This window comes from Janthinobacterium sp. SUN026, assembly GCF_030397625.1.
In the GTDB taxonomy this organism is placed as follows: domain Bacteria; phylum Pseudomonadota; class Gammaproteobacteria; order Burkholderiales; family Burkholderiaceae_D; genus Janthinobacterium; species Janthinobacterium kumbetense.
Map to the genome: position 1 here is coordinate 295,083 of NZ_JAPQNU010000004.1, position 21,554 is coordinate 316,636.

General features: G+C 62.9%; 23 protein-coding genes. 15 read left to right on the top strand and 8 right to left on the bottom strand.

Annotated features, from left to right (window positions below; translation table 11 throughout):
- Positions 1-102 precede the first annotated feature (102 nt).
- The 3 genes from OX459_RS19790 to OX459_RS19800 all read left to right on the top strand — a co-directional run bounded on the left by OX459_RS19790 (position 103) and on the right by OX459_RS19800 (position 4,835).
- Complete coding sequence (locus tag OX459_RS19790; protein ID WP_289906277.1) at positions 103-1,869, top strand: glutamine--tRNA ligase/YqeY domain fusion protein; 1,767 nt, start codon at positions 103-105, stop codon at positions 1,867-1,869.
- Positions 1,870-2,070: 201 nt separating this feature from the next.
- On the top strand, positions 2,071-3,930 hold the full coding sequence (locus tag OX459_RS19795; RefSeq protein ID WP_289906278.1) for a CHASE domain-containing protein: 1,860 nt from the start codon (positions 2,071-2,073) through the stop codon (positions 3,928-3,930).
- A 188-nt stretch (positions 3,931-4,118) separates the two neighbouring features.
- Entirely contained in the window at positions 4,119-4,835 is a 717-nt protein-coding gene (locus OX459_RS19800) for a hypothetical protein (protein WP_099665221.1), read from the top strand.
- A gap of 87 nt (positions 4,836-4,922) precedes the next feature.
- Here OX459_RS19800 and OX459_RS19805 read toward each other — a convergent pair whose 3' ends face one another.
- From OX459_RS19805 to OX459_RS19820, 4 genes are all read right to left on the bottom strand, one after another.
- Positions 4,923-5,162 (bottom strand): hypothetical protein, encoded by a 240-nt coding sequence (locus OX459_RS19805; protein WP_029496207.1) that lies wholly within the window; start codon positions 5,160-5,162, stop codon positions 4,923-4,925.
- Between the two features lie 242 nt (positions 5,163-5,404).
- On the bottom strand, positions 5,405-5,629 hold the full coding sequence (locus tag OX459_RS19810; protein ID WP_289906279.1) for a hypothetical protein: 225 nt from the start codon (positions 5,627-5,629) through the stop codon (positions 5,405-5,407).
- A 235-nt stretch (positions 5,630-5,864) separates the two neighbouring features.
- Positions 5,865-6,125 (bottom strand): hypothetical protein, encoded by a 261-nt coding sequence (locus OX459_RS19815; RefSeq protein WP_034759943.1) that lies wholly within the window; start codon positions 6,123-6,125, stop codon positions 5,865-5,867.
- Between the two features lie 83 nt (positions 6,126-6,208).
- Positions 6,209-7,126, bottom strand: coding sequence for an SDR family oxidoreductase (locus OX459_RS19820; RefSeq protein ID WP_289906280.1), 918 nt, complete (start codon positions 7,124-7,126; stop codon positions 6,209-6,211).
- A gap of 12 nt (positions 7,127-7,138) precedes the next feature.
- Between OX459_RS19820 and OX459_RS19825 the strand changes: the two genes are divergently transcribed.
- The 5 genes from OX459_RS19825 to OX459_RS19845 all read left to right on the top strand — a co-directional run bounded on the left by OX459_RS19825 (position 7,139) and on the right by OX459_RS19845 (position 12,037).
- On the top strand, positions 7,139-8,164 hold the full coding sequence (locus OX459_RS19825) for a CDP-6-deoxy-delta-3,4-glucoseen reductase (RefSeq protein WP_289906281.1): 1,026 nt from the start codon (positions 7,139-7,141) through the stop codon (positions 8,162-8,164).
- Positions 8,165-8,235: 71 nt separating this feature from the next.
- Entirely contained in the window at positions 8,236-9,507 is a 1,272-nt protein-coding gene (locus OX459_RS19830) for an MFS transporter (protein WP_289906282.1), read from the top strand.
- 38 nt (positions 9,508-9,545) lie between these two features.
- On the top strand, positions 9,546-10,211 hold the full coding sequence (locus OX459_RS19835) for a DUF1345 domain-containing protein (protein ID WP_099665226.1): 666 nt from the start codon (positions 9,546-9,548) through the stop codon (positions 10,209-10,211).
- Between the two features lie 224 nt (positions 10,212-10,435).
- Positions 10,436-10,813, top strand: a complete 378-nt coding sequence (locus OX459_RS19840) for an HPF/RaiA family ribosome-associated protein (RefSeq protein ID WP_034781728.1) — start codon at positions 10,436-10,438, stop codon at positions 10,811-10,813.
- 258 nt (positions 10,814-11,071) lie between these two features.
- Positions 11,072-12,037, top strand: coding sequence for a GGDEF domain-containing protein (locus OX459_RS19845; protein WP_070257586.1), 966 nt, complete (start codon positions 11,072-11,074; stop codon positions 12,035-12,037).
- A 1-nt stretch (position 12,038) separates the two neighbouring features.
- On the opposite strand, the gene OX459_RS19850 is transcribed toward OX459_RS19845, so the two are convergent.
- Positions 12,039-12,668: a DUF5610 domain-containing protein gene (locus OX459_RS19850; RefSeq protein ID WP_289906283.1), complete on the bottom strand. Its 630-nt coding sequence runs from the start codon at positions 12,666-12,668 to the stop codon at positions 12,039-12,041.
- Positions 12,669-12,815: 147 nt separating this feature from the next.
- Between OX459_RS19850 and sbcB the strand changes: the two genes are divergently transcribed.
- A complete protein-coding gene (gene sbcB / locus OX459_RS19855; RefSeq protein ID WP_289906284.1) occupies positions 12,816-14,264 on the top strand; it encodes an exodeoxyribonuclease I in 1,449 nt (482 codons plus the stop codon).
- Between the two features lie 168 nt (positions 14,265-14,432).
- Here the strand turns inward: sbcB and pyrF are convergent, their stop codons facing one another.
- The gene (pyrF, locus tag OX459_RS19860) at positions 14,433-15,266 is read right to left on the bottom strand and encodes an orotidine-5'-phosphate decarboxylase (RefSeq protein ID WP_289899918.1); all 834 of its coding nucleotides are present in this window, start codon (positions 15,264-15,266) and stop codon (positions 14,433-14,435) included.
- Between the two features lie 167 nt (positions 15,267-15,433).
- Between pyrF and OX459_RS19865 the strand changes: the two genes are divergently transcribed.
- The 5 genes from OX459_RS19865 to OX459_RS19885 all read left to right on the top strand — a co-directional run bounded on the left by OX459_RS19865 (position 15,434) and on the right by OX459_RS19885 (position 19,231).
- The gene (locus tag OX459_RS19865) at positions 15,434-16,048 is read left to right on the top strand and encodes a LemA family protein (protein WP_034759964.1); all 615 of its coding nucleotides are present in this window, start codon (positions 15,434-15,436) and stop codon (positions 16,046-16,048) included.
- A 1-nt stretch (position 16,049) separates the two neighbouring features.
- Positions 16,050-16,883 carry a TPM domain-containing protein gene (locus OX459_RS19870; protein ID WP_289906285.1) on the top strand — a complete coding sequence of 278 codons (834 nt, stop codon included), beginning with the start codon at positions 16,050-16,052 and terminating at the stop codon, positions 16,881-16,883.
- Positions 16,883-17,404 (top strand): TPM domain-containing protein, encoded by a 522-nt coding sequence (locus OX459_RS19875; protein ID WP_289906286.1) that lies wholly within the window; start codon positions 16,883-16,885, stop codon positions 17,402-17,404. The genes OX459_RS19870 and OX459_RS19875 overlap by 1 nt, the downstream gene beginning before the upstream one ends.
- A gap of 87 nt (positions 17,405-17,491) precedes the next feature.
- The gene (locus tag OX459_RS19880) at positions 17,492-18,256 is read left to right on the top strand and encodes an SDR family oxidoreductase (protein ID WP_099665232.1); all 765 of its coding nucleotides are present in this window, start codon (positions 17,492-17,494) and stop codon (positions 18,254-18,256) included.
- A 549-nt stretch (positions 18,257-18,805) separates the two neighbouring features.
- Positions 18,806-19,231, top strand: a complete 426-nt coding sequence (locus tag OX459_RS19885; RefSeq protein ID WP_251349872.1) for a VanZ family protein — start codon at positions 18,806-18,808, stop codon at positions 19,229-19,231.
- 21 nt (positions 19,232-19,252) lie between these two features.
- Here the strand turns inward: OX459_RS19885 and OX459_RS19890 are convergent, their stop codons facing one another.
- Positions 19,253-19,531: a hypothetical protein gene (locus OX459_RS19890; protein WP_143451371.1), complete on the bottom strand. Its 279-nt coding sequence runs from the start codon at positions 19,529-19,531 to the stop codon at positions 19,253-19,255.
- A 220-nt stretch (positions 19,532-19,751) separates the two neighbouring features.
- On the opposite strand from OX459_RS19890, the gene OX459_RS19895 reads away from it, so the two are divergent.
- The gene (locus OX459_RS19895; protein ID WP_289906287.1) at positions 19,752-20,240 is read left to right on the top strand and encodes a hypothetical protein; all 489 of its coding nucleotides are present in this window, start codon (positions 19,752-19,754) and stop codon (positions 20,238-20,240) included.
- Between the two features lie 140 nt (positions 20,241-20,380).
- On the opposite strand, the gene OX459_RS19900 is transcribed toward OX459_RS19895, so the two are convergent.
- On the bottom strand, positions 20,381-21,508 hold the full coding sequence (locus OX459_RS19900) for a M24 family metallopeptidase (RefSeq protein WP_099665235.1): 1,128 nt from the start codon (positions 21,506-21,508) through the stop codon (positions 20,381-20,383).
- Positions 21,509-21,554 lie beyond the last annotated feature (46 nt).

Consider the following 21,554-nt stretch of genomic DNA (forward strand, 5'->3'; position numbering starts at 1 on the left):
GCCCGCGTCGCTTGCATGCTGGGAAATGGGGGCAAATACGTGCTTATAAAGCGCTTGCGGTACGGTAAAATGCTTTTTACTGTCACTCTTCCGCATTGATCAATGAGCAACGATAAACCGAATAACGCCGCGCCGGCGCTGGCGCCCAATTTCTTGCGTAACATCATCGAAGCCGACCTGGCTGCCGGCGCCCATGTGCGTCCCGGCCTGCCCCAGGTGATCACGCGTTTCCCGCCGGAGCCGAACGGCTACCTGCACGTGGGCCACGCCAAGTCGATCTGCGTCAACTTCGGCCTGGCGCGCGATTACGCCGGCCAGTGCAACCTGCGTTTCGACGACACCAACCCGGCAAAGGAAGAGCAGGAATACGTCGACACCATCATGGACAGCGTGAAATGGCTGGGCTTTGACTGGGAACCGAAGCATGCCGATGGCCAGAGCCACCTGCACTACGCGAGCGACTATTTCGACCAGCTGTACGCGATGGCCGAATACCTGATCACGGCCGGCTTTGCCTATGTCGACAGCCAGAGCGCCGAAGACATGGCCGCCAACCGGGGCAATTTCGGCCAGGCCGGCAAGAATTCGCCGTTCCGCGACCGTCCGCGCGACGAATCGCTGGCCCTGTTCCGCGCCATGAAGGCGGGCCAGTTCAAGGATGGCGAACACATTCTGCGCGCGAAGATGAGCGAAGATGCCATGAGTTCGCCGAACATGAACTTGCGCGACCCGGCCATCTACCGCATCCGCCATGCGCACCACCACCGCACGGGCGACGCCTGGTGCATCTATCCGATGTACGACTACACGCACCCGATCTCGGACGCGCTGGAAAACATCACGCATTCGATCTGCACCCTGGAATTCCAGGACCACCGCCCATTCTACGACTGGCTGCTGGAAACCCTGTCGGCCGGCGGCTTCTTCCGGCAACCGGTGCCGCACCAGTTCGAATTCTCGCGCCTGAACCTGACCTACATCGTCACCAGCAAGCGCAAGCTGCGCCAACTGGTGGAAGAAAAAATCGTCGACGGCTGGGACGACCCGCGCATGCCGACCCTGGTGGGCATGCGCCGCCGCGGCTACACGCCGGAAGCGATTCAACTGATGTGCGAACGCACGGGCGTGACGAAATCCGACGGCTGGATCGACTACAGCGTGCTCGAAGGCTGTTTGCGCGAAGACCTGGATCCGAAGGCGCCCCGTTCGGTGGCCGTGCTGCGTCCGTTGAAACTGATCATCGACAATTTCCCTGAAAACGACAGCGTGGAATGCACGGCGCCCGTGCACCCGCACTTCCCGGAGCGCGGCTTGCGCACCTTCCCCATCTCGCGCGAGCTGTGGATCGAGGAAGACGACTTCATGGAAGTGCCGAACAAGGGCTATTTCCGCCTGTATCCGCCGATCGACGACAAGCCGGGCAGCAAGGTGCGTTTGCGCTACGGCTACGTGATCGAGTGCACGGGCTACGACAAGGATGCGGACGGCAAGGTCATCGCCGTGCATTGCACCTACTTCCCGGACAGCAAGTCGGGCACGGAAGGCAGCGCCAATTACAAGGTCAAGGGCAATATGCACTGGGTCAGCGCGCCGACGGCCATTCCCGCCGAAGTGCGCCTGTACGACCGCCTGTTTACGGACCCGCAGCCGGACGCGGGCGGCAAGGACTTCAAGCTGGCCTTGAATCCGCTGGCCAAGGAAGTCGTGCAAGCGTGGCTGGAACCGGGCGCGGAACTGGCCCAGCCGGAACAGCGCTTCCAGTTCGAGCGTCACGGCTATTTTGCGGCCGACCGGGTAGACAGCCAGCCTGGCAAGCCCGTCTTCAACCGCATCGTCACCCTGAAAGACAGCTGGCAGCCCGCCAAATAAGGGCTCGACGGCACACGAAAAAAACCGCTGCGGCGGTTTTTTTTCGTTTCAAAGAGAAATATTGCCTGTTGACTATATTCACGATAGTTTTGTATATTAGGCAGCTATTGAGCAATTTGCAATTTCGATAGTCCTTGTGCAACTGAGTACAGCCACCACCACACAGGCGGCACCCGATTCCTCTTCCTGATGCGGATGGCGATGTCTTCTACTGCCGGCGAACACCCCTTAGCTGCTGAAAAAAGACCGCTGTGGCTGTTCGGCTTTGTCGTGTCGACGATGGTGGGCCTGCTGTTCTACATGGCCGCTTCGCTGTCGATCGAAAGCGATGCCAGCGAACAATTCAACAATCTGGCGCGCAACACCCAGAAAAACATCGAATCGCGCACCAAGTCGTATGCCAACCTGCTGCGCGGCACGGCCAGCCTGTTCCAGGCCAACGACCACGTGAGCCGCGAGCAATTCCACCGCTACGTGGCTAACATCGCCCTGCAACAGAACTACCCGGGCGTGATGAATCTCAATTACAGCCAGGAACTCGACGAGACGCAGCGCCCCGCTTACGAAGCGGCCATGCGGCGCGACTATCCGCCCGGGCGCGACGGCTATCCGGCGTTTGCCATCCACCCGCCCGGCCCGCGCGCCCAGTATTCCGTGCTCGTATACATCGAGCCGATCGCCAGCGCCCCGGAAAAGTATGGCTACGACATCGCCTCGCGCCCGCAAATCGCCGAAGCGCTGGCGCAGTCGCGCGATTCCGGCCACATCAGCAATTCCGGCGTGCCCGTGCCGATGGACGGCCGTCCCCAGCTGACGGGCATGGCCATGCGCCTGCCCGTGTACCGCTTCGGCATGCCCGTCGATACCGTGGAGCAGAGGCGCGCCGCTTACCAGGGCTCCGTCGGCATCGGCTACGACCTGGTGACGATGATGCGCAGCGCGCTGGCCGACATGCCGGTACGCAACGTCCGCCTGACCCTGTTCGATATCGGCCCGCAGGCGCTGCAACAGCGGGACGTGCCGCTGCAATTGCCGCACGACATGCGCCCCATCTTCGACAGCACGGCGGCGGGCATGCATGCGCCATGGTGGCAGCCCGGCAGTTCGGGCCGCTACCTGAGCAGCACGCTGCTGATCGAGCACAATGGCCGCGCCTGGCAAGCGCTGTTCAGCGTGCGCAAGAGCGACCTGTATTCGCGCTTCGACGCCTTCCTGCCGTGGCTGGCCCTGCTGATCGGCTTTGCCAGCACCATGCTGCTGTACGTGCTGTTCCACACCCTGGCGTCGTCGCGCCGGCGCGCCATCCAGATGGCGACGGGCATGACGGAGGAGTTGCGCGCCAGCCAGATCCGATTGCAGCTGTCGCACCAGAAACTGCGCCGCCTGGCCGCGCACGCCGACCAGATCAAGGAAGAAGAGCGCAAGCGCATCGCGCGCGAAATTCACGACGACCTGGGACAGAACCTGCTCGTCCTGCGCATCGACGCCGACATGCTGGCCTCGCGCACGCAGCGCCGCCACCCGCGCCTGAATGCCCGCGCCCGTTCGACCCTGGAGCAGATCGACGCCACCATCAAGAGCGTGCGGCAGATCATCAACGACTTGCGCCCTACCGTGCTGGACCTGGGCGTGAATGCGGCCGTCGAATGGCAGGTGGCGCAATTTCGCCAGCGCACGGGCATCGCCTGCGAAGTGAGCGAAAGCCATGACGACATTTGCCTCAGCGACCAATGCGCGACGGCCCTGTTCCGCATCCTGCAAGAGTCGCTCAGCAATATTTCCCAGCATGCGAATGCCAGCCGCGTGCAAGTCAAGCTGGAAAAGTGCCGCGATACGGTGTCGATGAGCGTCAGCGACAACGGCGTGGGTGCGGCCATCGACGGGCGCAACAAGCTCGGTTCGTTTGGCCTGGTGGGGATAGAGGAACGCATCAAGTTGCTGGGTGGCACTTTTTACATCGAAAGCAGCCCCGGCGCCGGCATGAGCGTGCACGTCAGCGTGCCGCTGGGCGCGGACGCCACCGCGTTTCCCTACGAGGAAGAAAGCCGGGCCAGCGGCTGACAGGCGCGCCCCCGCATGAATCAAGCTCAGCTTGCATATTTCGTAATAAGATGCAATATTGATGTAGAACAACTTAGCGCCTGCCCGCCATGGGCAAGGCATTCCTCGACTACTTGCCAGGAGTACACACCCGCCGCTTTCCCTTGTTTCACCGTATTTCCCACAACGCTCTTTACCAAAGGACATTCATGGATACGAACGACAGTTTCAAGGCTATTGCCGATTTGAATTTGGACGCGATCAAGGTCAAACTGATGCACCGGGAGTCAGGCGAAGGATGGAGTCTGGAGAAGGCCAACGCGGTGGAATTCGAATACCGCCGCTTCCTGATCCTGATGAAACAGTTTCCGCAAGAAGAGACGGCGCCCCTGATGGACGTCGATACCTTCTGGCACTACCACATCCTCGACACCCTGAAATATGCGGCCGACTGCGAACAGGTGTTCGGCTACTTCCTCCATCACTTCCCCTACATCGGCTTGCGCGGCGAGGACGACGAAGCGGCGCACCATCGCGTGGGCGAGCGCATGAAGCAGTTGTATGAACAAACGTTCGGGGAAGATTATATCCGCGCTGAAACGGCGTATTCGGGGCGCGCCGTACAGGCAGCGTATTCGGGACGTGCGGTGCAGGAGACGGCTTACTCGGGCCGCGCCGTGCAAACGGCGTTTTCCAGTGCGGCGGTGCAAGCGACTGCTTACTCGGGCCGGGCCGTGCAAACGGCGTTTTCCAGTGCGGCAGTACAGGCGACGGCGTATTCGGGCCGCGCGACCGGGGCTGCCAACACCGCATTTTCCAGCGCCCCTGCCTCACTGGCCGCAGCGGTGGTCAAGTCGTCCTCGACTGGCCTGGAAATGGGGCGCTTCTATGTCGATCGTCCGGTGCTGAACCGCGACCCGCAATAGAAAAGCGGAAAACAGATGTGGCTGCCGCACGCGGCAAGCCTGACGTACCCAGACGGCACCTCTCAGTTTGCCGTCTGTCAGGCGCTCTTAGGCAGCCATCAACTCGCGCAGTTCACGAATGCTGAAATCGCTGATTTCATGCATGCGGATGAGGATCGTGGCGCCGATCGGCAAGGTATTGTGACGAATCTTGCTGATGACCGGTGGCGCCACTTCCAGGGCTCGCGACAAGGCGGCATCGTTTTTCAGTTGCAGCTTGTCGATGATCGCATCGAGGACGCGATTCGGGTTGTAGGTAGGCAAAGAGGTAATTTGTTTGAGAGACATGATCGAAAATCCGTACTTGTTGTATTAGAGCAAAAAGAAACCGAATGTCTCTTCTGCAATAATTCAGGGTAAACACACTAAAAAGCGCCATCACTTATGCGGCTTTTACGCCGCAAACAATATAATACACGCTATTGTTGATTTTTGCGTAACTTAACGCAAAATTGTGATAATTGAAGAGAATTGACGCACTTGGAATGTGCTAGAGGATAACTCAAATTGGAAAAATTTGCTGCAAGTCATCAATTTTTACGATGAGCAACACCGCTATGCATGAGCCAAGCTATGGCCATGAGGGTGCTCAGGCGCGCCATTTCGGCAGATAGATGCCAGCCTTGCGCGGCCACGCCGGCCGGCGTGGCAAGCGGGCACGTGCCCGGAACGGCATCCACGCGGCACCAGGCCAGTTGCCGGCGGATTTCATCGGGCGGCGGCGGCGGCTGCAGCGCACGTTCGCGACGGCGCATGTAAGCGCGTACCTGTTCCTTGCTGGGGTGACTCGTAGCTCGCATGGCTCGCTCCTGCTGACGGGAAACAGCGTCACGCTATGCAGAGCCCGCCACAAGAGCCCAGACGCGTGACGACATTGCTCACCATATCGCCAGCGCGCCATGACGCGTTTGCGCTGCGTCAAAGGTCACGGCCCCGGTGTTGCGCCGAGACCCGTACTGCGCCATGGCCCCGGCGGCCAGGCCCACGTTCTTATTTCTTTTGCTGGCGCACGCGCTGCTGCTGCTTTTCCTGCGTTTGCTGGCGATTCTGCTTGCGCTCGAACAAGGTGACCGCATCTTTCTTGGCTTGTTCGACGGTACGCATTTCCTCATGCGCATCGTGCGGGACAAAAAATTCGGCGTCCTGCGCCGCCACGACCAACTTGATGGCGGCCTCGTCGTCGAGGTCGTACAGTTCCGTCAGGACGGTGGTGACCTCGTCCAGGTATTCTTCGTAAGTGAGGGTGCTCATGCTGTAGTCCTTAAGTGAGTGGCGCAGCGCGGGAACGGCGCGCTGCGCGCCGGCCCAGCAAAGTGCGCAGATAACCGGCCATTTTACCCGATGCCGGCGCCATCGGCTGCCATCGCCTGCAAGGCATCGGCCACGCGCGCGTAGCGCAGGCGCACGCCCAGCTCGCGCTTGAGGCGGGTATTGTGCAGGCGGCGCGATTCGGACATGAACGACAGCAGCATCGGCGTGACCACTTGCCGCAGCTCGGCCCGCGGCAGGCGCGGCGGGCGCGGCAAGCCAAACGTATCGGCCACGGCATCGAAATACTCGGCCATCCTGAGTTCGCTGTCATCGCTGGCGTGATACACGCGGCCCGGCTTGCCCCGCCACAGAGCCCGCTCGATGACGCGCGCCAGGTCATCGGCATGGATATGGTTGGTGTACACATCGTCGCTGGCTTCCAGGGCTGGCGTGCCTTCGCGCAAGCGCTTCAGCGGCAGGCGGTCTTGCGCATAGATGCCCGGCACGCGCAGGATGGCCACGCTGGCGCCGCGGCGCGCGCCCCAGCCGCGCAAGACCTGTTCGGCGTCCACGCGCCGCTTCGCGCGCGCATTCGCCGGCGCCGTCGGCCGCGTCTCATCGACCCAGGCGCCAGCGCAATCGCCATACACGCCGCTGGTGCTCACATACACCATGCGTGCATGCTCGGGTAAAATGGCGGCCAGATTGCGCGTGCGCCGGTCCAGCAAGCCAGACGACATGGGCGGCGCCAGGTGCACGACCATCGTCGCCAGTCCCGCCAGCCGTTTCAGGCTGGCGCGCTCGTCGAGGTTGGCCACGATGGGCACGGCACCGGCCGCCCGCAACTGCGCGCAGCGCGCCGGCTGGCTGGTGACGGCAAAGACGCGAAAGCGCGCGCGCAGCAGGGGCAGCAACCGCATGCCGACGTCGCCGCAGCCCAGGATCAGCAAGCGCGGCAAGCCTGAAGGCTTGCGCAAAGAGTGCATTAACATATTTTTCATCTCAAGGATTGTATGACTTTTCAAGTTACTGTTCAGCCCAGCGGCCACCAGTTCAGCTGCGAAGCGGACGAAACCGTGCTGGCGGCGGCGATACGCGCCGGCGTGGGCTTGCCGTATGGCTGCAAAAATGGCGCCTGCGGTTCCTGCAAGGGCAAAGTAGTCAGCGGCACCGTCCAGCACAAGGCGCACCAGCAGCGCGCCCTGACGCCGGAAGAGGAAGCGGCCGGCTTTTCCCTGTTCTGCTGCGCCACCACAGGCGCCGACCTCGTCATCGAAGCGCGCGAAGTGGCGGGCAGCAGCGACTACCCGATCAAGAAAATGCCGTCGCGCGTGACCACCATCGAAAAAGTCGCCCCCGACGTCGTCGTGCTGACCCTGCAATTGCCGGCCAGCGAACGCCTCAACTACCGCGCCGGACAGTATATCGAAATCCTGTTGCGCGACAACAAACGCCGCAGCTACAGCATGGCCAGCGCGCCCGCCGACGGCGGCCCCGTGACCCTGCACATCCGCCACCTGCCGGGCGGCCTGTTCACCGACCAGGTGTTCGGCAGCATGAAGGAGCGCGACATCCTGCGCTTCGAAGGCCCGATGGGCACCTTCTTCCTGCGCGAAGATTCCGACAAGCCCATCGTACTGCTGGCCTCGGGCACGGGCTTTGCCCCGCTGAAAGCCATCGTCGAGCACATGATCAGCGAGCAGTCGCCGCGCCCGATCACCCTGTACTGGGGCGGCCGCCGTCCGCACGACCTGTACATGGACGCCCTGTGCCGCCAGTGGGCCGCCGACTTGCCGCAGTTCACCTATGTGCCCGTCGTGTCGGACGCCCTGCCGGAAGACGCGTGGCAAGGCCGCACGGGCTTCGTGCACCAGGCCGTCATCGCCGACTTGCCGGACATGTCCGCGTATCAGGTGTATGCCTGCGGCGCGCCCGTGATGGTCGATGCGGCCCACCGCGATTTCGTGCAATTGTGTCAATTGCCGGCCGACGAGTTTTACGCGGACGCCTTCACCACGGAAGCCGACCTGGCCAAGTAAGCATCCAGACAGCGGGGTGCTGCTGGCGCGGCATCCGCTGCCGCTCCACCCCGCTGTTTCCTGGAAATTTCATGTCTCTCGCCTCTGCCGGCAACGGCTTCAGTATCCTGCGTCACCGCAACTTCGCCTGTTATCTTTCCGCCCGCGTGCTGGGCACGGTGGCCGTGCAGATGCAAAGCGTGGCCATCGGCTGGCAGGTGTACCAGATCACGGGCAGCCTGTTCGACCTGGGCTTGATCGGCCTGGCGCAATTCGCGCCCTTCCTCGTGCTCATCTTGCCGGCCGGCCACGTGGCCGACCGCTACAACCGCCGCAACATCATCGCCTGGTGCCTGGCGGCGCAGCTGGCGTGCGCGCTGGCCCTGCTGGCGTTCACCCTGAGCGGGCTTTCCATCGTGTGGCCCGTGTTTGCCGTGCTGGTGCTGTTCGGCAGCGCGCGCGCCTTCATGATGCCGGCCACGCAAGCCGTGCTGGTCAACATGGTGCCCACGCAACACTTCAGCCGCGCCGTCGCGCTCAGCTCGTCCAGTTCCCACGTGGCCATCATCCTGGGCCCCACCTTGGGCGGCTTGCTGTATTACTTCGGCCCCAAGGTCGTGTATCTGATCTCGTCCGCGCTGCTGGTCGTGTCCGTCCTGCTGATGCGCGCCACTACGCCGGCGCCGCAAGTGGTGAAACGCGAACCCGTCAGCTGGCATACGCTGCTCGAAGGCTTGCGTTTCGTCTGGTCGAAGCCCATCGTGCTGGGCGCCATTTCGCTCGACCTGTTTGCCGTGCTGTTCGGCGGCGCCACGGCCCTGCTGCCGGCGCTCGCGCATGACGTGCTGCATGCCGGACCCAGCGGCCTGGGCTTGCTGCGCACGGCGCCGGGCGCGGGCGCCGCCCTGTGCTCGATCGCGCTGGCCATGTTTCCCATCACGCGCCGCGTGGGCGCGTGGATGTTCGGCGGCGTGGCCGTCTTCGGCCTGGGCACCCTGGTGCTGGGCAGCACCAGCTATTTCCCGCTGGCGCTGGCGGCGCTGTTCCTGATGGGCGCAGGCGACATGGTCAGCGTCTACATCCGCCATTTGCTGGTGCAGTTCGAAACGCCGGACGAGATCCGCGGCCGGGTCAGCGCCGTGAACGCCGTCTTCATCGGCGCCTCGAACGAGCTGGGCGAATTCGAATCGGGCTTGACGGCCGGCTGGTTCGGCCTCGTGCGCGCCGTGCTCTTCGGCGGCGCCGCCACCCTGGCCGTGACGGGTATCTGGGCCGTGCTGTTCCCCGTGCTGTCGCGCATGGACCGCTTCCCCCACCACGAGAAGGAAGCGGCCGCCAGGACGGCCACCGCGACAAGCGCATAAGGTCTAAGATGCGCTATCCCCACTGACGAACCCGCACCATGAAAATCACGCTTCCATTCCACGGCTTCATCCGCAGCCGCCCCCACCTGAGCATGGCCACGGCCATCGGCGTGGCGGCCGGCCTGCTGCTGCCCGCATCCTGGCAACAGATGACGCGCCTGCTGACGGCGTGGAACGTCGCCGTCTGGTTCTACCTGGCGACGATGGCCTGGATGATGATGCGCGCCAACCACCACAAGGTCAAAGCCATGGCGGCGCGCCAGGATGAGCGGGCGGCAACCGTCCTGTCGGCCCTGTCCGTCGCATCCGTGATGAGCCTGGTAGCCATCGTTTCGCAGCTGTCCTCGATGAAAGACATGGCGCCGGACGAGCGCGCGCTGCATTACGGCCTGACGATCCTCACCCTGGTCGGCTCCTGGTTCCTCGTCGGCACCCTGTTCTGCTTTCACTATGCCCACCTGTACTACCAGGCCGATCCCGCACTGCGCCCCCTGAAGTTTCCCGACGACGAGCAAAGCCCCGACTACTGGGATTTCCTGTATTTCGCCTTCACCATCGCCGTCGCAGTGCAAACGTCGGACGTTTCCGTGCAGACGCGCATGATGCGGCAAATCGTGCTGGGACAATCCGTGCTGAGCTTTTTCTTCAACCTGGTCGTGCTGGGGCTGTCGATCAATATCGCGGCCGGTCTCATCAATGGTTGAGGGTAAATAATTTCGTAGTGGAAACTTGACCTGGCTGAAGGGTTAAGCTCATCTTAATCGTGCGCACCCTCTTGAAATCCTGGAAAGAGGAGTAAGATAAGTCATGCACAGGGATCAAGTGCATGAGGCAAGAACCAGGCGCCGACGCGCCCCGACAGCGGGTTTGACCACTGCCATGCAAGGCGCCTGAGATGGGTTTTTTTTGAATTGACAGGAGTAAGCATATGCAAATCAATATTCATACCGACAGCACCATCGCCAACACCGCTGGACTGAACGAACATGTGCAATCCGTACTTGAAAGCGCACTGAACCGCTTCCGCGACAACCTGACCCGCATCGAAGTCCACATCAGCGACACGAATGGCCCGAAAGGCGGCGCCGACGATATCCGCTGCGTCATGGAAGCACGCGTTGCTGGCTATCAACCGATCGCCGTGACCGAACAGAACGCCACCGTGCATCAATCCGTTGCCGGCGCCACCGACAAACTAAAACGCGCCATCGATAGCGCCCTGGGCCGCCTGCAAGACAGCAAGCGCCACGCCACCGGCAAGAATGCCGTGATCGATACGGCCGAAGCGGAAGAAACCGCCGAGTAATCCCCACCCGCAGGATTTCCAGAGACCAAGGCAGCCGTTCAAGGCTGCCTTTGCACATCCGGCCCGCCTTTCGCGCGCGGCAACATCCATAACAAAACCGCAAGCATTCCTGCGTATTGACGCGGCAATGAAATAATTGTCGTATTTCTCACAGTAAGTGACCTCAAGCAAGCCTTTGGCGTTACAGCCAAGGCCGCTTTACGCTATCATGAAGCTACCGGCTCCCTGCTCGCGCGCCGGCTTTTTGAAAGTGTGATTGTGGAACAGATCGGCAACTTCGGCGCTTCAGGCTGCAACATCGGCGATTTACAGCTATTTCGCGATGGGGCGGATAGCCAGACGGCCGCCATGCTGGCGCCCTGCCCCGTGATGCGCCTGGAAGCGGGCGAAGCCATTGCCGACACGCAAGGCGCCAGCCTGTACATCGTCCTGCGCGGCTCGCTGGCCGTGGCCGCCGACACCCACACGGGCATGGATGACGGCACCGTCAGCAAGGTCTTGCCCGGCGAAAGCGTGGGCGAACAATCGGTGCTCGATGAAGCGAGCAACCTGGCCGCCATTTCCGCCCTGGAAGAAACCGATTTGCTGGTGATCGACGCGGCCATCGTCTGGGAATTGATCGAACAGTCGAACGGCCTGGCGCGCAACCTGCTGCGGCTGCTGTCCTTCCGCATCCGCGCCGCCAATGCCTTGCTGCGCCGGCGCCAGAAACTGGGCGAATTCTACCGCCAGCTGTCGATGGTCGACAGCCTGACGGGCTTGTACAACCGCGCTTGGCTGACGGATTTACTGCCCAACATGATCGTCACGGCCCACGCCAGCGGCTCGCCGCTGTCGCTGGTGATGATAGACCTCGACCATTTCAAGCGCTTCAACGACACGCACGGCCACCAGGCGGGCGACCAGGCACTGCGCATCGCCGCGCAAGTGCTGGGCGCCGCCCTGCGGCCCACGGATTTTGCCGTGCGCTACGGTGGTGAGGAAATGATGGTGATCTTGCCCGATACCAACGAACACGTGGCCTTGCGGGTGGCCGAGCGCTTGTGCGAGCGCATGCAGCTCGCCGTCATCTTCGCCGACATGCGCAGCGCCTTGCCGCACATCACGGGTTCCTTCGGCGTGGCCAGCCTGGCGGCCGAACAGGACGACCATGCGCTGATCGCCGCGGCCGACGCGGCCCTTTACCGCGCGAAAGCTGGCGGCCGCAACAGGGTCATGCTGTAGTTCAGGCAGCCTTGCTGTCGGCCGGCTTACCAGCATCCGGCTTGGCAGCATCATCCTTCTTGCTGCTGTGCGCGGCGATGAAGTCGGCATAGCCCTTTTGCACCAGCTCGTACGTCTTGTCGATATTGCCGGCGATGTCGCCATTCAGCACTTTCAAGCCGCCCAGGATGTCGCGCGCTTCCTTGAAGCCTTTTTCCATGCCGCCGCTGATGGTGTCCATGAACCTGGTCAGGGCCGTATCGTCGTCCAGGCCGGGATTTTGTTTCTTGAAAGCATCAAAAAACCCTGTCGACAGCGATACAATGCGGTTCGCCGTCGCTTCGGGGCTGTTATCCTGCGAAGCCGCGTTCTGGATCGCGTCCTCGCCGTACTGGCCCTTCAGCGCTTCATTGATGTTGGTGATGGCCGTCTTGTACAGCAGCGCCAGCGGCTCGTTCTCGGAACCGATCGACACGTTCAGCGACGCCTGCATGATGGAAGCGTTCAATTGCAGCTTGGTGCGGTCATTCACGCTCATTTCAGCGTTGACGCCGTCCTTTTGCTGGACTTTATCGTCCTTGCCGGCAACGCCCGTACTGACGGAAGTCACGGAAGGGGTGGAATTGCCGCTTGCGGCGATGGGAATTGACACGATAGACCTCCTTGAACGGGCAATGTATGCCACCATGCGGGAAACGCGATGATGACCATCCTCTCGTGTAGTATCGGCAGGTTTTCAGAAAACTGTAGCAGCGGCCGCTTTTGGCGGCCCGGATAACCAATCAAGCAACGACCATCAATGACTAACCAGACCTTTCTTTGGCACGACTACGAAACCTTTGGCGCCCAGCCGCGCCGCGACCGCCCGGCCCAGTTCGCCGCCATCCGCACGGATGCCGACCTCAACGAGATCGGCGAACCCATCATGCTGTATTGTCAGCCTGCCAATGATTTCCTGCCCGACCCGCAGTCGTGCCTGATCACGGGCATCACGCCGCAACAGTGTCTGCAACTGGGCGTGCCCGAACACCAGTTCGCCGCCACCATCGAAGCGGCCTTTTCGGAGCCGGGCACCATCGGCGTGGGCTACAACACCATCCGTTTCGACGATGAAGTCACGCGTTTCCTGTTCTGGCGCAACCTGATCGACCCGTATGCGCGCGAATGGAAGAACCATTGCGGCCGCTGGGACATCCTCGACGTGGTGCGCATGACGCACGCGCTGCGCCCGGAAGGCATCGAATGGCCGAAGCGCGACGATGGCCAGACCAGTTTTAAACTGGAACACTTGAGCAAGGCCAATGGTCTGGTCCACGAAGCGGCGCATGATGCACTGTCCGACGTGCGCGCCACCATCGCCCTGGCGCGCCTGATCAAGGAAAAACAGCCGAAACTGTTCGAATTCTGCCTGGCCCTGCACAAGAAGGACAGGGTCGCCAGCGAAATGGGCATGCACCTGGCCGCCGGCGAGCGCCAGCCTTTCCTGCACGTGTCGGGCATGTTCCCCGCCGAACGGGGTTGCCTGGGCGTCGTCTGGCCGCTGGCCACGCATCCGAGCAATAAAAATGAAATCCTCGTCTGGGATTGCGCCTACGACCCGCGCGAACTGTTTACCCTGGACGCCGACACCATCCGCACGCGCCTGTTCACGCGCAAGGACGCCATGCCGGAAGGCATGACGCGCCTGCCCGTGAAAAGCGTGCACCTGAACAAGTCGCCCATGCTGGTCGGCAATTTAAAGACCTTGTCGCCCGCCATGGCCGCGCAATGGGGCATCGATCTGGACGCGGCGAGGGTCAACGCGCAATTCGCCGCCACGGCGCCGAACATGGATGCCGTCTGGGCCGAAGTGTTCCAGCGCCCGGGCGCGAATGCCGCGCTGGACGTGGATGAAGATTTGTACAATGGTTTCGTCAGCAACGATGACCGCCGCCTGCTCGAATCGCTGCGCCGCGACACGCCGGCCAAGCTGGCCACGGCCCGCCCTTCGTTTGCCGACGAACGCCTGCAGGAACTGCTGTTCCGCTACCGCGCCCGCAATTTCCCGCAAACCCTGAGCGAAGCGGAAAGCCTGCGCTGGGAACAGCACCGCGCCGCCCGCCTGTTCGACGGCGACGCCGGCGCCCGCACCATCGAAATGCTGTTTACGGAAATCGACGTGCTGTCGGAATCCGTCGATGAGCGGGGCGAGGAAATTCTGGGCGAGCTGTACGACTATGCGGAGATCGTCGCACCACAACGCGACTAAATGCAAAATGCCGGGCTAGCCCGGCATTTTTTATGGATGACAAACAACAGTCATCACGGTGCCTGACAGAAGCGTAGCGAGCGGATGGGAGTTGCGGCCGAGAAGCGCAACTGTGCTATAGCACAGTGAGCATCGCCGGCCGCAAATCGCGACGCGCAGTAGCTTATGTCAGCCACCATCAGACGCGCGGTGCGCGTTGATGGCATCGCGCGTTTCAATCGCCACGCGGCGCGCCGCGTCGGCGAAATCTTCGCCCGCTTGCGGCGTGGCGTAGATGATGGCGCGCGAGGAGCTGATCATCATGCCCATGCCGTTCGCCGTCTGGCCCGCGCCGACGGTGGCGGCGATGTCGCCGCCCTGGGCGCCGATGCCCGGTACCAGCAGCGGCATGTCGCCGACGATGGCGCGCACCTGTGCCAGTTCTTCAGGGAAGGTGGCGCCGACGACAAGCGCGCACTGGCCGTTTTTATTCCACTTTTCGGCCACCAGGCGCGCCACGCGCTGGTACAGCGGTTCGCCGTCCGTATTCAGGAATTGCAGGTCTGAGCCGCCCGGGTTCGACGTGCGGCACAGGATGATCACGCCGCGGTCTTTCCACGCCAGGTAGGGATCGAGCGAATCCTCGCCCATGTACGGATTCACGGTGACGGCGTCGGCGCCGTAGCGCTCGAACGCTTCGCGCGCATATTGCGTGGCCGTCGCGCCGATGTCGCCCCGTTTCGCGTCGAGGATCAGCGGGATGTGCGGATAGTTCTCGCGCACGTAGCGGCAGATGTCTTCCAGCTGCTTTTCCGCACCCAGCGCGGCAAAATACGCGATCTGCGGCTTGAAGGCGCAGGCCAGGTCGGCCGTGGCATCGATAATGCGCGTGCAAAAGGTGGTGATTCCATCAGGCAGGTCGCGCAGTTCGGCCGGCAGTTTCGCCAGGTCGGGGTCCAGGCCCACGCACAGCAGGGAATTATTGGCCGTCCACGCGGCGGATAATTTATTGATGAAATTCACGGCACACCTTCTCTATATTCAGTTGCAAACCCCGTATTGTAACGCGGCGCAGGCTTGCCACGGCGTCTCTAGGCGGTCGGGGCCGGCGGCCGGCGCTTATTAAACCGACATTACGGGCCGTTTCAGGTATATTTGCCTCACCTCCCTTACTCTGCACGGAACCCATCATGCAAATCACCAATCAATTCACCAAATGGCTGCGCCTGGCGCTGAGCGTCACCGTCCTGGCCGGCATCCTGACGGGCTGCGGCTACAACGACTTCCAGAGCAAGGATGAAGCCACCAAGGCCGCCTGGGGCGAAGTGGTCAACCAGTACCAGCGCCGCGCCGACCTGATCCCCAACCTGGTCAATACCGTCAAGGGCTATGCCACGCACGAGCGCGAAACGCTGGAAGCGGTGACCAAGGCGCGCGCCGCCGCCACCAGTTTCCAGATCACGCCCGAAGTGCTGAACGACCCGGCCGCGTTCGAGAAATTCCAGCAAGTGCAGGGGCAGCTGTCGTCGGCCCTGTCGCGCCTGATGGTGGTGTCCGAGAAATACCCGGACTTGAAGGCCGACACCAGCTTCCGCGACTTGCAGTCGCAGCTGGAAGGCACGGAAAACCGCATCACCGTGGCGCGCCAGCGTTACATCGTTGCCGTGCAGGATTACAATGTGCATGCGCGCAGCTTCCCGAACAACCTGACGGCCATGGTCTTCGGCTACAAGGTCAAGCCATCGTTCACGGTGGAAAATGAAAAAGCCATCTCGACCGCACCGACCGTCAACTTTGGCAAATAAGATGAAAGCCTGGTCCTATCTCGCGGCGCTGGCGACGGCGCTGCTGCTGTGGACGATGCCGCCAGCCGGCGCACAGGGCTTGCAGCCCGTGCCGCCGCTGGCCGCGCGCGTGACGGACAACGCCGGCATGCTGGACGCCAAGCAAAAGGCGGCGCTGGAAGGCGTGCTGGCCGATTATGAAGCCAAGACGGGCAGCCAGATCGCCGTGCTGCTGGTCAAGAGCACGGAACCGGAAGCCATCGAGCAATACAGCATCCGCGTGACGGATGCCTGGAAGCTGGGCCGCAAGGGCGTCGATGACGGCGTGCTGCTGATGGTGGCGAAGGACAACCCCTCGTCCCTGCGCCGCCTGCGCATCGAGGCGGGCCGCGGCGTGCAGGGCGTGCTGACGGATGCGCAATCGAAACGCATCCTGCAAGACGTGATCGCCCCCCATTTCAAGCAAAACGATTACTACGGTGGCCTGGTGGCCGGCGTGGGGTCGATTGCCACCCTGCTGAACCAGGAGCAATTCCCCGCTGCGGCACAGCAGAAGGCGCCAGCCACCGTGGAAGCGGGCGGCATGACCTTTTGGCTGCCGCTGCTGTTCTTCGGCTTCCTCGTCGTGCTGACCCTGTTCCGCTCGCGCGGCGGCCCCACGCGGCTGCAGCGCGGCAGCAACTGGTCCAGCGGCGCCACGGGTGTCGTGCTGGGCAGCATCCTCAGCCAGGCGCTGAACAACCGCGGCGGCGGCTTCGGCGGCGGCGGTGGTTTTGGCGGTGGCAGCAGTGGCGGCGGTGGTTTCGGTGGCGGCGGCGGCGGTTTTGACGGCGGCGGCGCCTCGGGAGATTGGTAATGACGAAACAACTGACATTCGGACAACGCTGCGGACGGGCCTTGAAACATTTGCGGGGCACGCCGGCGACGGCGCGCCACGCCTTTCCGGAACGCACCCTGAAAGCCATCGAGACGGCCATCGCCGGCGGTGAAGCGATGCACCAGGCGGAAGTGCGCCTGATCGTCGAAGCGGCCCTGACGCCGGGCATGGCGTACCAGGGCGTGAGCAACCGCGAGCGGGCGCGCGAACTGTTCGCCCAGTATGGCGTGTGGGATACGGAAGACAACGTCGGCGTGCTGATCTATATCAACCTGGCCGAACACCAGGTCGATATCGTGGCCGACCGCAACGTGGGCCGCCGCGTCACGCCGGAACAGTGGCAAGCCGTGTGCCGCACCATGACCAAAGGGTTCAAGGATGGCAATTACCACGACAGCACCCTGGAAGCGCTGGCGCAGCTCAATACCCTGCTGCAAAGCCACTTCCCCGCCAACGGCACGCGCGACAACCAGTTGCCGAACGAGCCCATCCTCCTCTGATTCCTGCCCAGGGATTAAAATCTGCCCATTGCCGCGCGGGCTGGTGTTCCTGGCAGCGCGGCCCCGATACCCCGCCGAGGAGCACACATGAAATTAGTCAATAAAACCGCCATCGTCACGGGTGCCACGCAAGGCATCGGCCTGGCTTGCGCCACCCGCCTGATCGCCGAAGGGGCGCAAGTGATGCTAGTCGACATCAAGGAAGAAGGCGCGCAAGCGGCCGCCGCCCTCGGCCCGCAGGCGCGCTTCTTTTGCGCCGACGTCAGCCAGAAGGCGGACGTGGACGCCATGCTGAAGGAAACCCTGGCGCAGTTCGGCCACATCGATATCCTTGTCAACAATGCGGGCGTCACGCACGCGGCCGATTTCCTCGACGTCTGCGAAGACGATTTCGACCGGGTCATGCGCATCAACCTGAAATCGATGTTCCTGTGCGGCCAGGCCGTGGCGCGCGAAATGGTCAAGCGCAACAGCGGTTGCATCATCAACATGTCCAGCGTGAATGCGGAACTGGCCATTCCGAACCAGGTGCCGTACGTGGTGTCGAAGGGCGCCATCAACCAGTTGACCAAGGTCATGGCCCTGAACCTGGCCTCGCACGGCGTGCGCGTCAACGGCATCGGGCCGGGCACCATCCTGACGGAACTGGCCAAGCAGGCGGTGCTGTCGAGCCCGGAAGCGCGCCACACGATTTTGTCGCGCACGCCGCTGGGCCGCTGCGGCGAACCGGAAGAAGTGGCCGGCATCGCCGCCTTCCTGGCCAGCGACGACGCCACCTACATGACGGGCCAGACCATCTATGTCGATGGCGGGCGCATGGCGCTCAATTACACGGTGGCAGTGAAGGAATGAAGGCAGGCGCGGCAAGTTATATCAAAAAAGAATAATGGTTATCCGAAAAGATCATTAGACACATATCGTGCAACGCAGCATAATGCACCTGTCTCCACTATTCTCCTCCAAGAAAATAGTTTTAAGCCCGCTTTCACCAGCGGGCTTTTTTTTCGCTATCAGTCTTGAAACATGGCTATTCTTGCCATGCTCCACACTCTTTCCGACAATTTGCGCTGCCGCAAAAAAATGTTGCGGCGTGTCATCAGGCCGTCATGTTCGCCCCCTATACTTGCTTCATCTGCTGTACAGGCAACCGATATGCCTGACTACAGACAGGTGTGCCGCGATGGCACACCACTCCCCTTTCATGACCGTGGCGGGCGCCCGCAAGGCGCGCGACATGGTAAGTACCGAGCAACTCTCAACTCTTGACCCATTTCATTTGGGTTTTTGGCCCGCGCCCCCGCGGGCCTTTTTTTTGCCTGTCCAGCAAGCTCTTGCGCAAAAACACGGTGGCCCGCCCTGCCCATGATATTGTGGCGTCCTTTCCACCTGTCCTGACGCCTCATGCCTGCACCCTTGCCCGAACTGTGTTTTGCCGACCGCTACGAACGCCTGCGCTACCGCACCGCGCTGGTGCTATATGTGCTGGTGATCCTGATCGGCGATATTCCCGGCGTGCGCGCGGACGTGGGCCAGTATGCGTCGGGCGGCGTGCTGCATTCCTTCGGCTATGGCGTGCTGGCCCTGATCCTGTTCAGCGGCACGGGCGGCGGCATGGCGCGCCGGGCGCTGCTGTCGGTGCTGATGGTGGCGGCCATGGGCGCGCTGGACGAATTCATCCAGAGTTTCCTGCCCTACCGCCATGGCGCCGTCAGCGACTGGGTGGTCGATGTCACGGCCGCGGCGGCGGTCTGCCTGCCGCTGTATTTCCTGTGGCCGAAAATGGTCGCCGCTGCCCTTGGCAAGGACGCGCCGCTGCCCGAAGCCTGAACGGGGGATGGCTCGCGCCTGTCAGGCGCGGTCCGCTTCGCTATCCTGCAATGCCAGCCGTAACTGTCCCTGGCCCCGCTTGCCCAGGCGCCGCATCAGGGCTCGCGTCTCGCGCCGGCTGCCGGCCCCCATGGCGCGTGCCGTATCGCGCTGCATCTCCAGCAACTGTTCCGAGCGCGCCAGCCGCACCAGGCCATGTAAGGCCTGGGCCAGCACATGGCGCGCACGGACATCGTGCGCAGTGCCGCCGATGGCCAGCACCAATTCATCGATCAGTTTTGCTGTAGGGCCAGATGACATTTTTTCTCCCGATTGAACAGTGAGGAAACGTGCAGCCGCACGAAGTGGTAATTGCCAGCATCGTTTATACCAAGCACGGCAATTAGACACTTGATCTAGCTCAATCGACAATGACGGCCGCCGAACATCCCTGTTCCGCCATGCTCTTACATGCAGCAATCGCCGCCATCCGCATCACCGCGGGTGCCGATCCTGAGTGTGCGACCATGAGGAGACCAAGATGAGATCAAAAACCACCCTGCTGCTGACCGGCCTGACATGCGCCTTGCTGGCAGCCTGCCATTCCACGGACAAAACCAGTCTGGCGCGCAGCAATAGCGGCGAAACCTATGCCGCGCCGGCCGGCACGACGCCGCAAAGCAGCACGGCCAGCACCGCCAGCAGCACGGCCGCCGATACGAGCAACGCCCAGAGCAGCATGAGCAACGACATGCGCAACGACGCGAACCAGTCCACGATGAACATCAGCTCGGCCACGGTGCAGTCGATAGAAACCGTGCCGCGCAGCATGGACCAGGGCAGTGGCGACATGCAGGCGGGTACGTCGGGCACGGCCGGCAGCACTTCGGGGGCGGCGGGCAACATGCTGTACCGCGTCACCTTGCGCCTGGACGACGGCACGACGCGCACCTTTGTGCAAAACACCCAGCCCGCCTTCCAGATCGGCGACCGGGTCAGCGTGCAAAAAGGCGTGATGCAGCGCTATTGATCGGTATATTGATCGGTATCAACGCTGGCCGGCGCTGGCCGATTTCCTCCACGCCTGGCCGCCACTTGGCACGTATTTGGCACGTACTTGGCGCGCACTTGATACGCATTTGGCACGCAGTTGCCACGCAGTTATCATTTTCAAGCCAAGGCCAGGGTCAGCGGCCGGCTGCGCCCCTGCACCAGGGCCGAAGGCCAGGCCGGGTCATGCGTCAGGTTGTGCAATTGGCTGCCGTCGAGCAAAAACGTGTCTTCCACCGTACTGCCGGGCAGGCTGGGGTGGAAGGCCAGCGCCATGCCCCGCTTGAGGATGATTTCCGTGTGCGCGCCGGCCGCCACTTCGGGGGCCAGGTAGCCGTGGATGCCGCCCTGCCGGCTGGTGCGCACCGTGTCGGGCTGGCCTGCATACGCGTAGGCGCTGTCGAGCGCGTGATACACCATGCTCAGCGCATGACCCGTTTCGCAAGCGTCGAGCGCCACCGCTTCCAGCGCCAGCATGGCCGCATCGGCATCGTCCATGACCACCGCCGCGCCATCGGCGCGATGCTGCGCCGGGCCGAAGCGCCGTTGACGGCTGAGGCTAGCGCACAGGCCGAAACGCCGCGCGCACAGGGCCAGCACGGCTTGCGGGCCCAGCTCCACCTGGGCTGGCGGTGCGCGCCGGTAACGCTGTTGACGCTCCGCCCCGCTGACCAGCACGTGCACGGCCTGCAAGCCCCGCAGCCACAGCGCGCGCGCGCAGGCGGCAGCCAGTTCCAGCTCGCTCCAGTCGGGGCGGGCCTGGCGCAACGCATCCGCGGCCGCGCGGGCAGCCAGCTGCCCCACCTGCCGGTAACGTAGCTGTTCCGATTCCAGCAGCACCAGACGCTCTTCGCGCAAGGCCACGGGCAGGCTGCGTTCGTGCAAGCCCGGCCGGTCGGACAGGACCGGCGCGCCACCGGCCGCATGCTGCACGAAATGCTCGCGCAATTCATACAGCTGCGGCTGCATCCAAGGCGACACTTGCCACGTCCATGGCCCGCGCACTTCTTCCTCGCGCATGCGCATGGCTTCCGCTTCGTCCGTCAAGATATAGGCGGCGTCGCGCGTCACCAGCACTTCTGCGCAGCCGCACTCGGCCGTATGGTAGTGGCTGTTCGACGCGCCCGCCGTGGCCCACGCAAACCAGTCCCCGCCGCGCAGGCGCACGGCGCCGGCACGCTGGTCTTCCAGCCAGCCCCGCATCTGCGCCAGCTTGTGCGCCACTTCCAGTTCCAGCGGCCAGTTCATGACCGCCCCTCGTGCGGGCGCCGGCGCGGCGCCACGCCACCTGCCC

Coding starts and splice junctions, on each gene's coding strand:
- OX459_RS19825 (WP_289906281.1), top strand. CDS start 7,139: ATGACTTTTCAAGTTACTGTTCAGCCCAGCGGCCACCAGTTCAGCTGC.
- OX459_RS19800 (WP_099665221.1), top strand. CDS start 4,119: ATGGATACGAACGACAGTTTCAAGGCTATTGCCGATTTGAATTTGGAC.
- OX459_RS19880 (WP_099665232.1), top strand. CDS start 17,492: ATGAAATTAGTCAATAAAACCGCCATCGTCACGGGTGCCACGCAAGGC.
- OX459_RS19815 (WP_034759943.1), bottom strand. CDS start 6,125: ATGAGCACCCTCACTTACGAAGAATACCTGGACGAGGTCACCACCGTC.
- OX459_RS19875 (WP_289906286.1), top strand. CDS start 16,883: ATGACGAAACAACTGACATTCGGACAACGCTGCGGACGGGCCTTGAAA.
- OX459_RS19790 (WP_289906277.1), top strand. CDS start 103: ATGAGCAACGATAAACCGAATAACGCCGCGCCGGCGCTGGCGCCCAAT.
- OX459_RS19830 (WP_289906282.1), top strand. CDS start 8,236: ATGTCTCTCGCCTCTGCCGGCAACGGCTTCAGTATCCTGCGTCACCGC.
- OX459_RS19810 (WP_289906279.1), bottom strand. CDS start 5,629: ATGCGCCGTCGCGAACGTGCGCTGCAGCCGCCGCCGCCGCCCGATGAA.
- OX459_RS19885 (WP_251349872.1), top strand. CDS start 18,806: ATGCCTGCACCCTTGCCCGAACTGTGTTTTGCCGACCGCTACGAACGC.
- OX459_RS19820 (WP_289906280.1), bottom strand. CDS start 7,126: ATGAAAAATATGTTAATGCACTCTTTGCGCAAGCCTTCAGGCTTGCCG.
- OX459_RS19805 (WP_029496207.1), bottom strand. CDS start 5,162: ATGTCTCTCAAACAAATTACCTCTTTGCCTACCTACAACCCGAATCGC.
- OX459_RS19835 (WP_099665226.1), top strand. CDS start 9,546: ATGAAAATCACGCTTCCATTCCACGGCTTCATCCGCAGCCGCCCCCAC.
- OX459_RS19865 (WP_034759964.1), top strand. CDS start 15,434: ATGCAAATCACCAATCAATTCACCAAATGGCTGCGCCTGGCGCTGAGC.
- OX459_RS19870 (WP_289906285.1), top strand. CDS start 16,050: ATGAAAGCCTGGTCCTATCTCGCGGCGCTGGCGACGGCGCTGCTGCTG.
- OX459_RS19895 (WP_289906287.1), top strand. CDS start 19,752: ATGAGATCAAAAACCACCCTGCTGCTGACCGGCCTGACATGCGCCTTG.
- OX459_RS19795 (WP_289906278.1), top strand. CDS start 2,071: ATGTCTTCTACTGCCGGCGAACACCCCTTAGCTGCTGAAAAAAGACCG.
- OX459_RS19890 (WP_143451371.1), bottom strand. CDS start 19,531: ATGTCATCTGGCCCTACAGCAAAACTGATCGATGAATTGGTGCTGGCC.
- OX459_RS19900 (WP_099665235.1), bottom strand. CDS start 21,508: ATGAACTGGCCGCTGGAACTGGAAGTGGCGCACAAGCTGGCGCAGATG.
- OX459_RS19840 (WP_034781728.1), top strand. CDS start 10,436: ATGCAAATCAATATTCATACCGACAGCACCATCGCCAACACCGCTGGA.
- sbcB (WP_289906284.1), top strand. CDS start 12,816: ATGACTAACCAGACCTTTCTTTGGCACGACTACGAAACCTTTGGCGCC.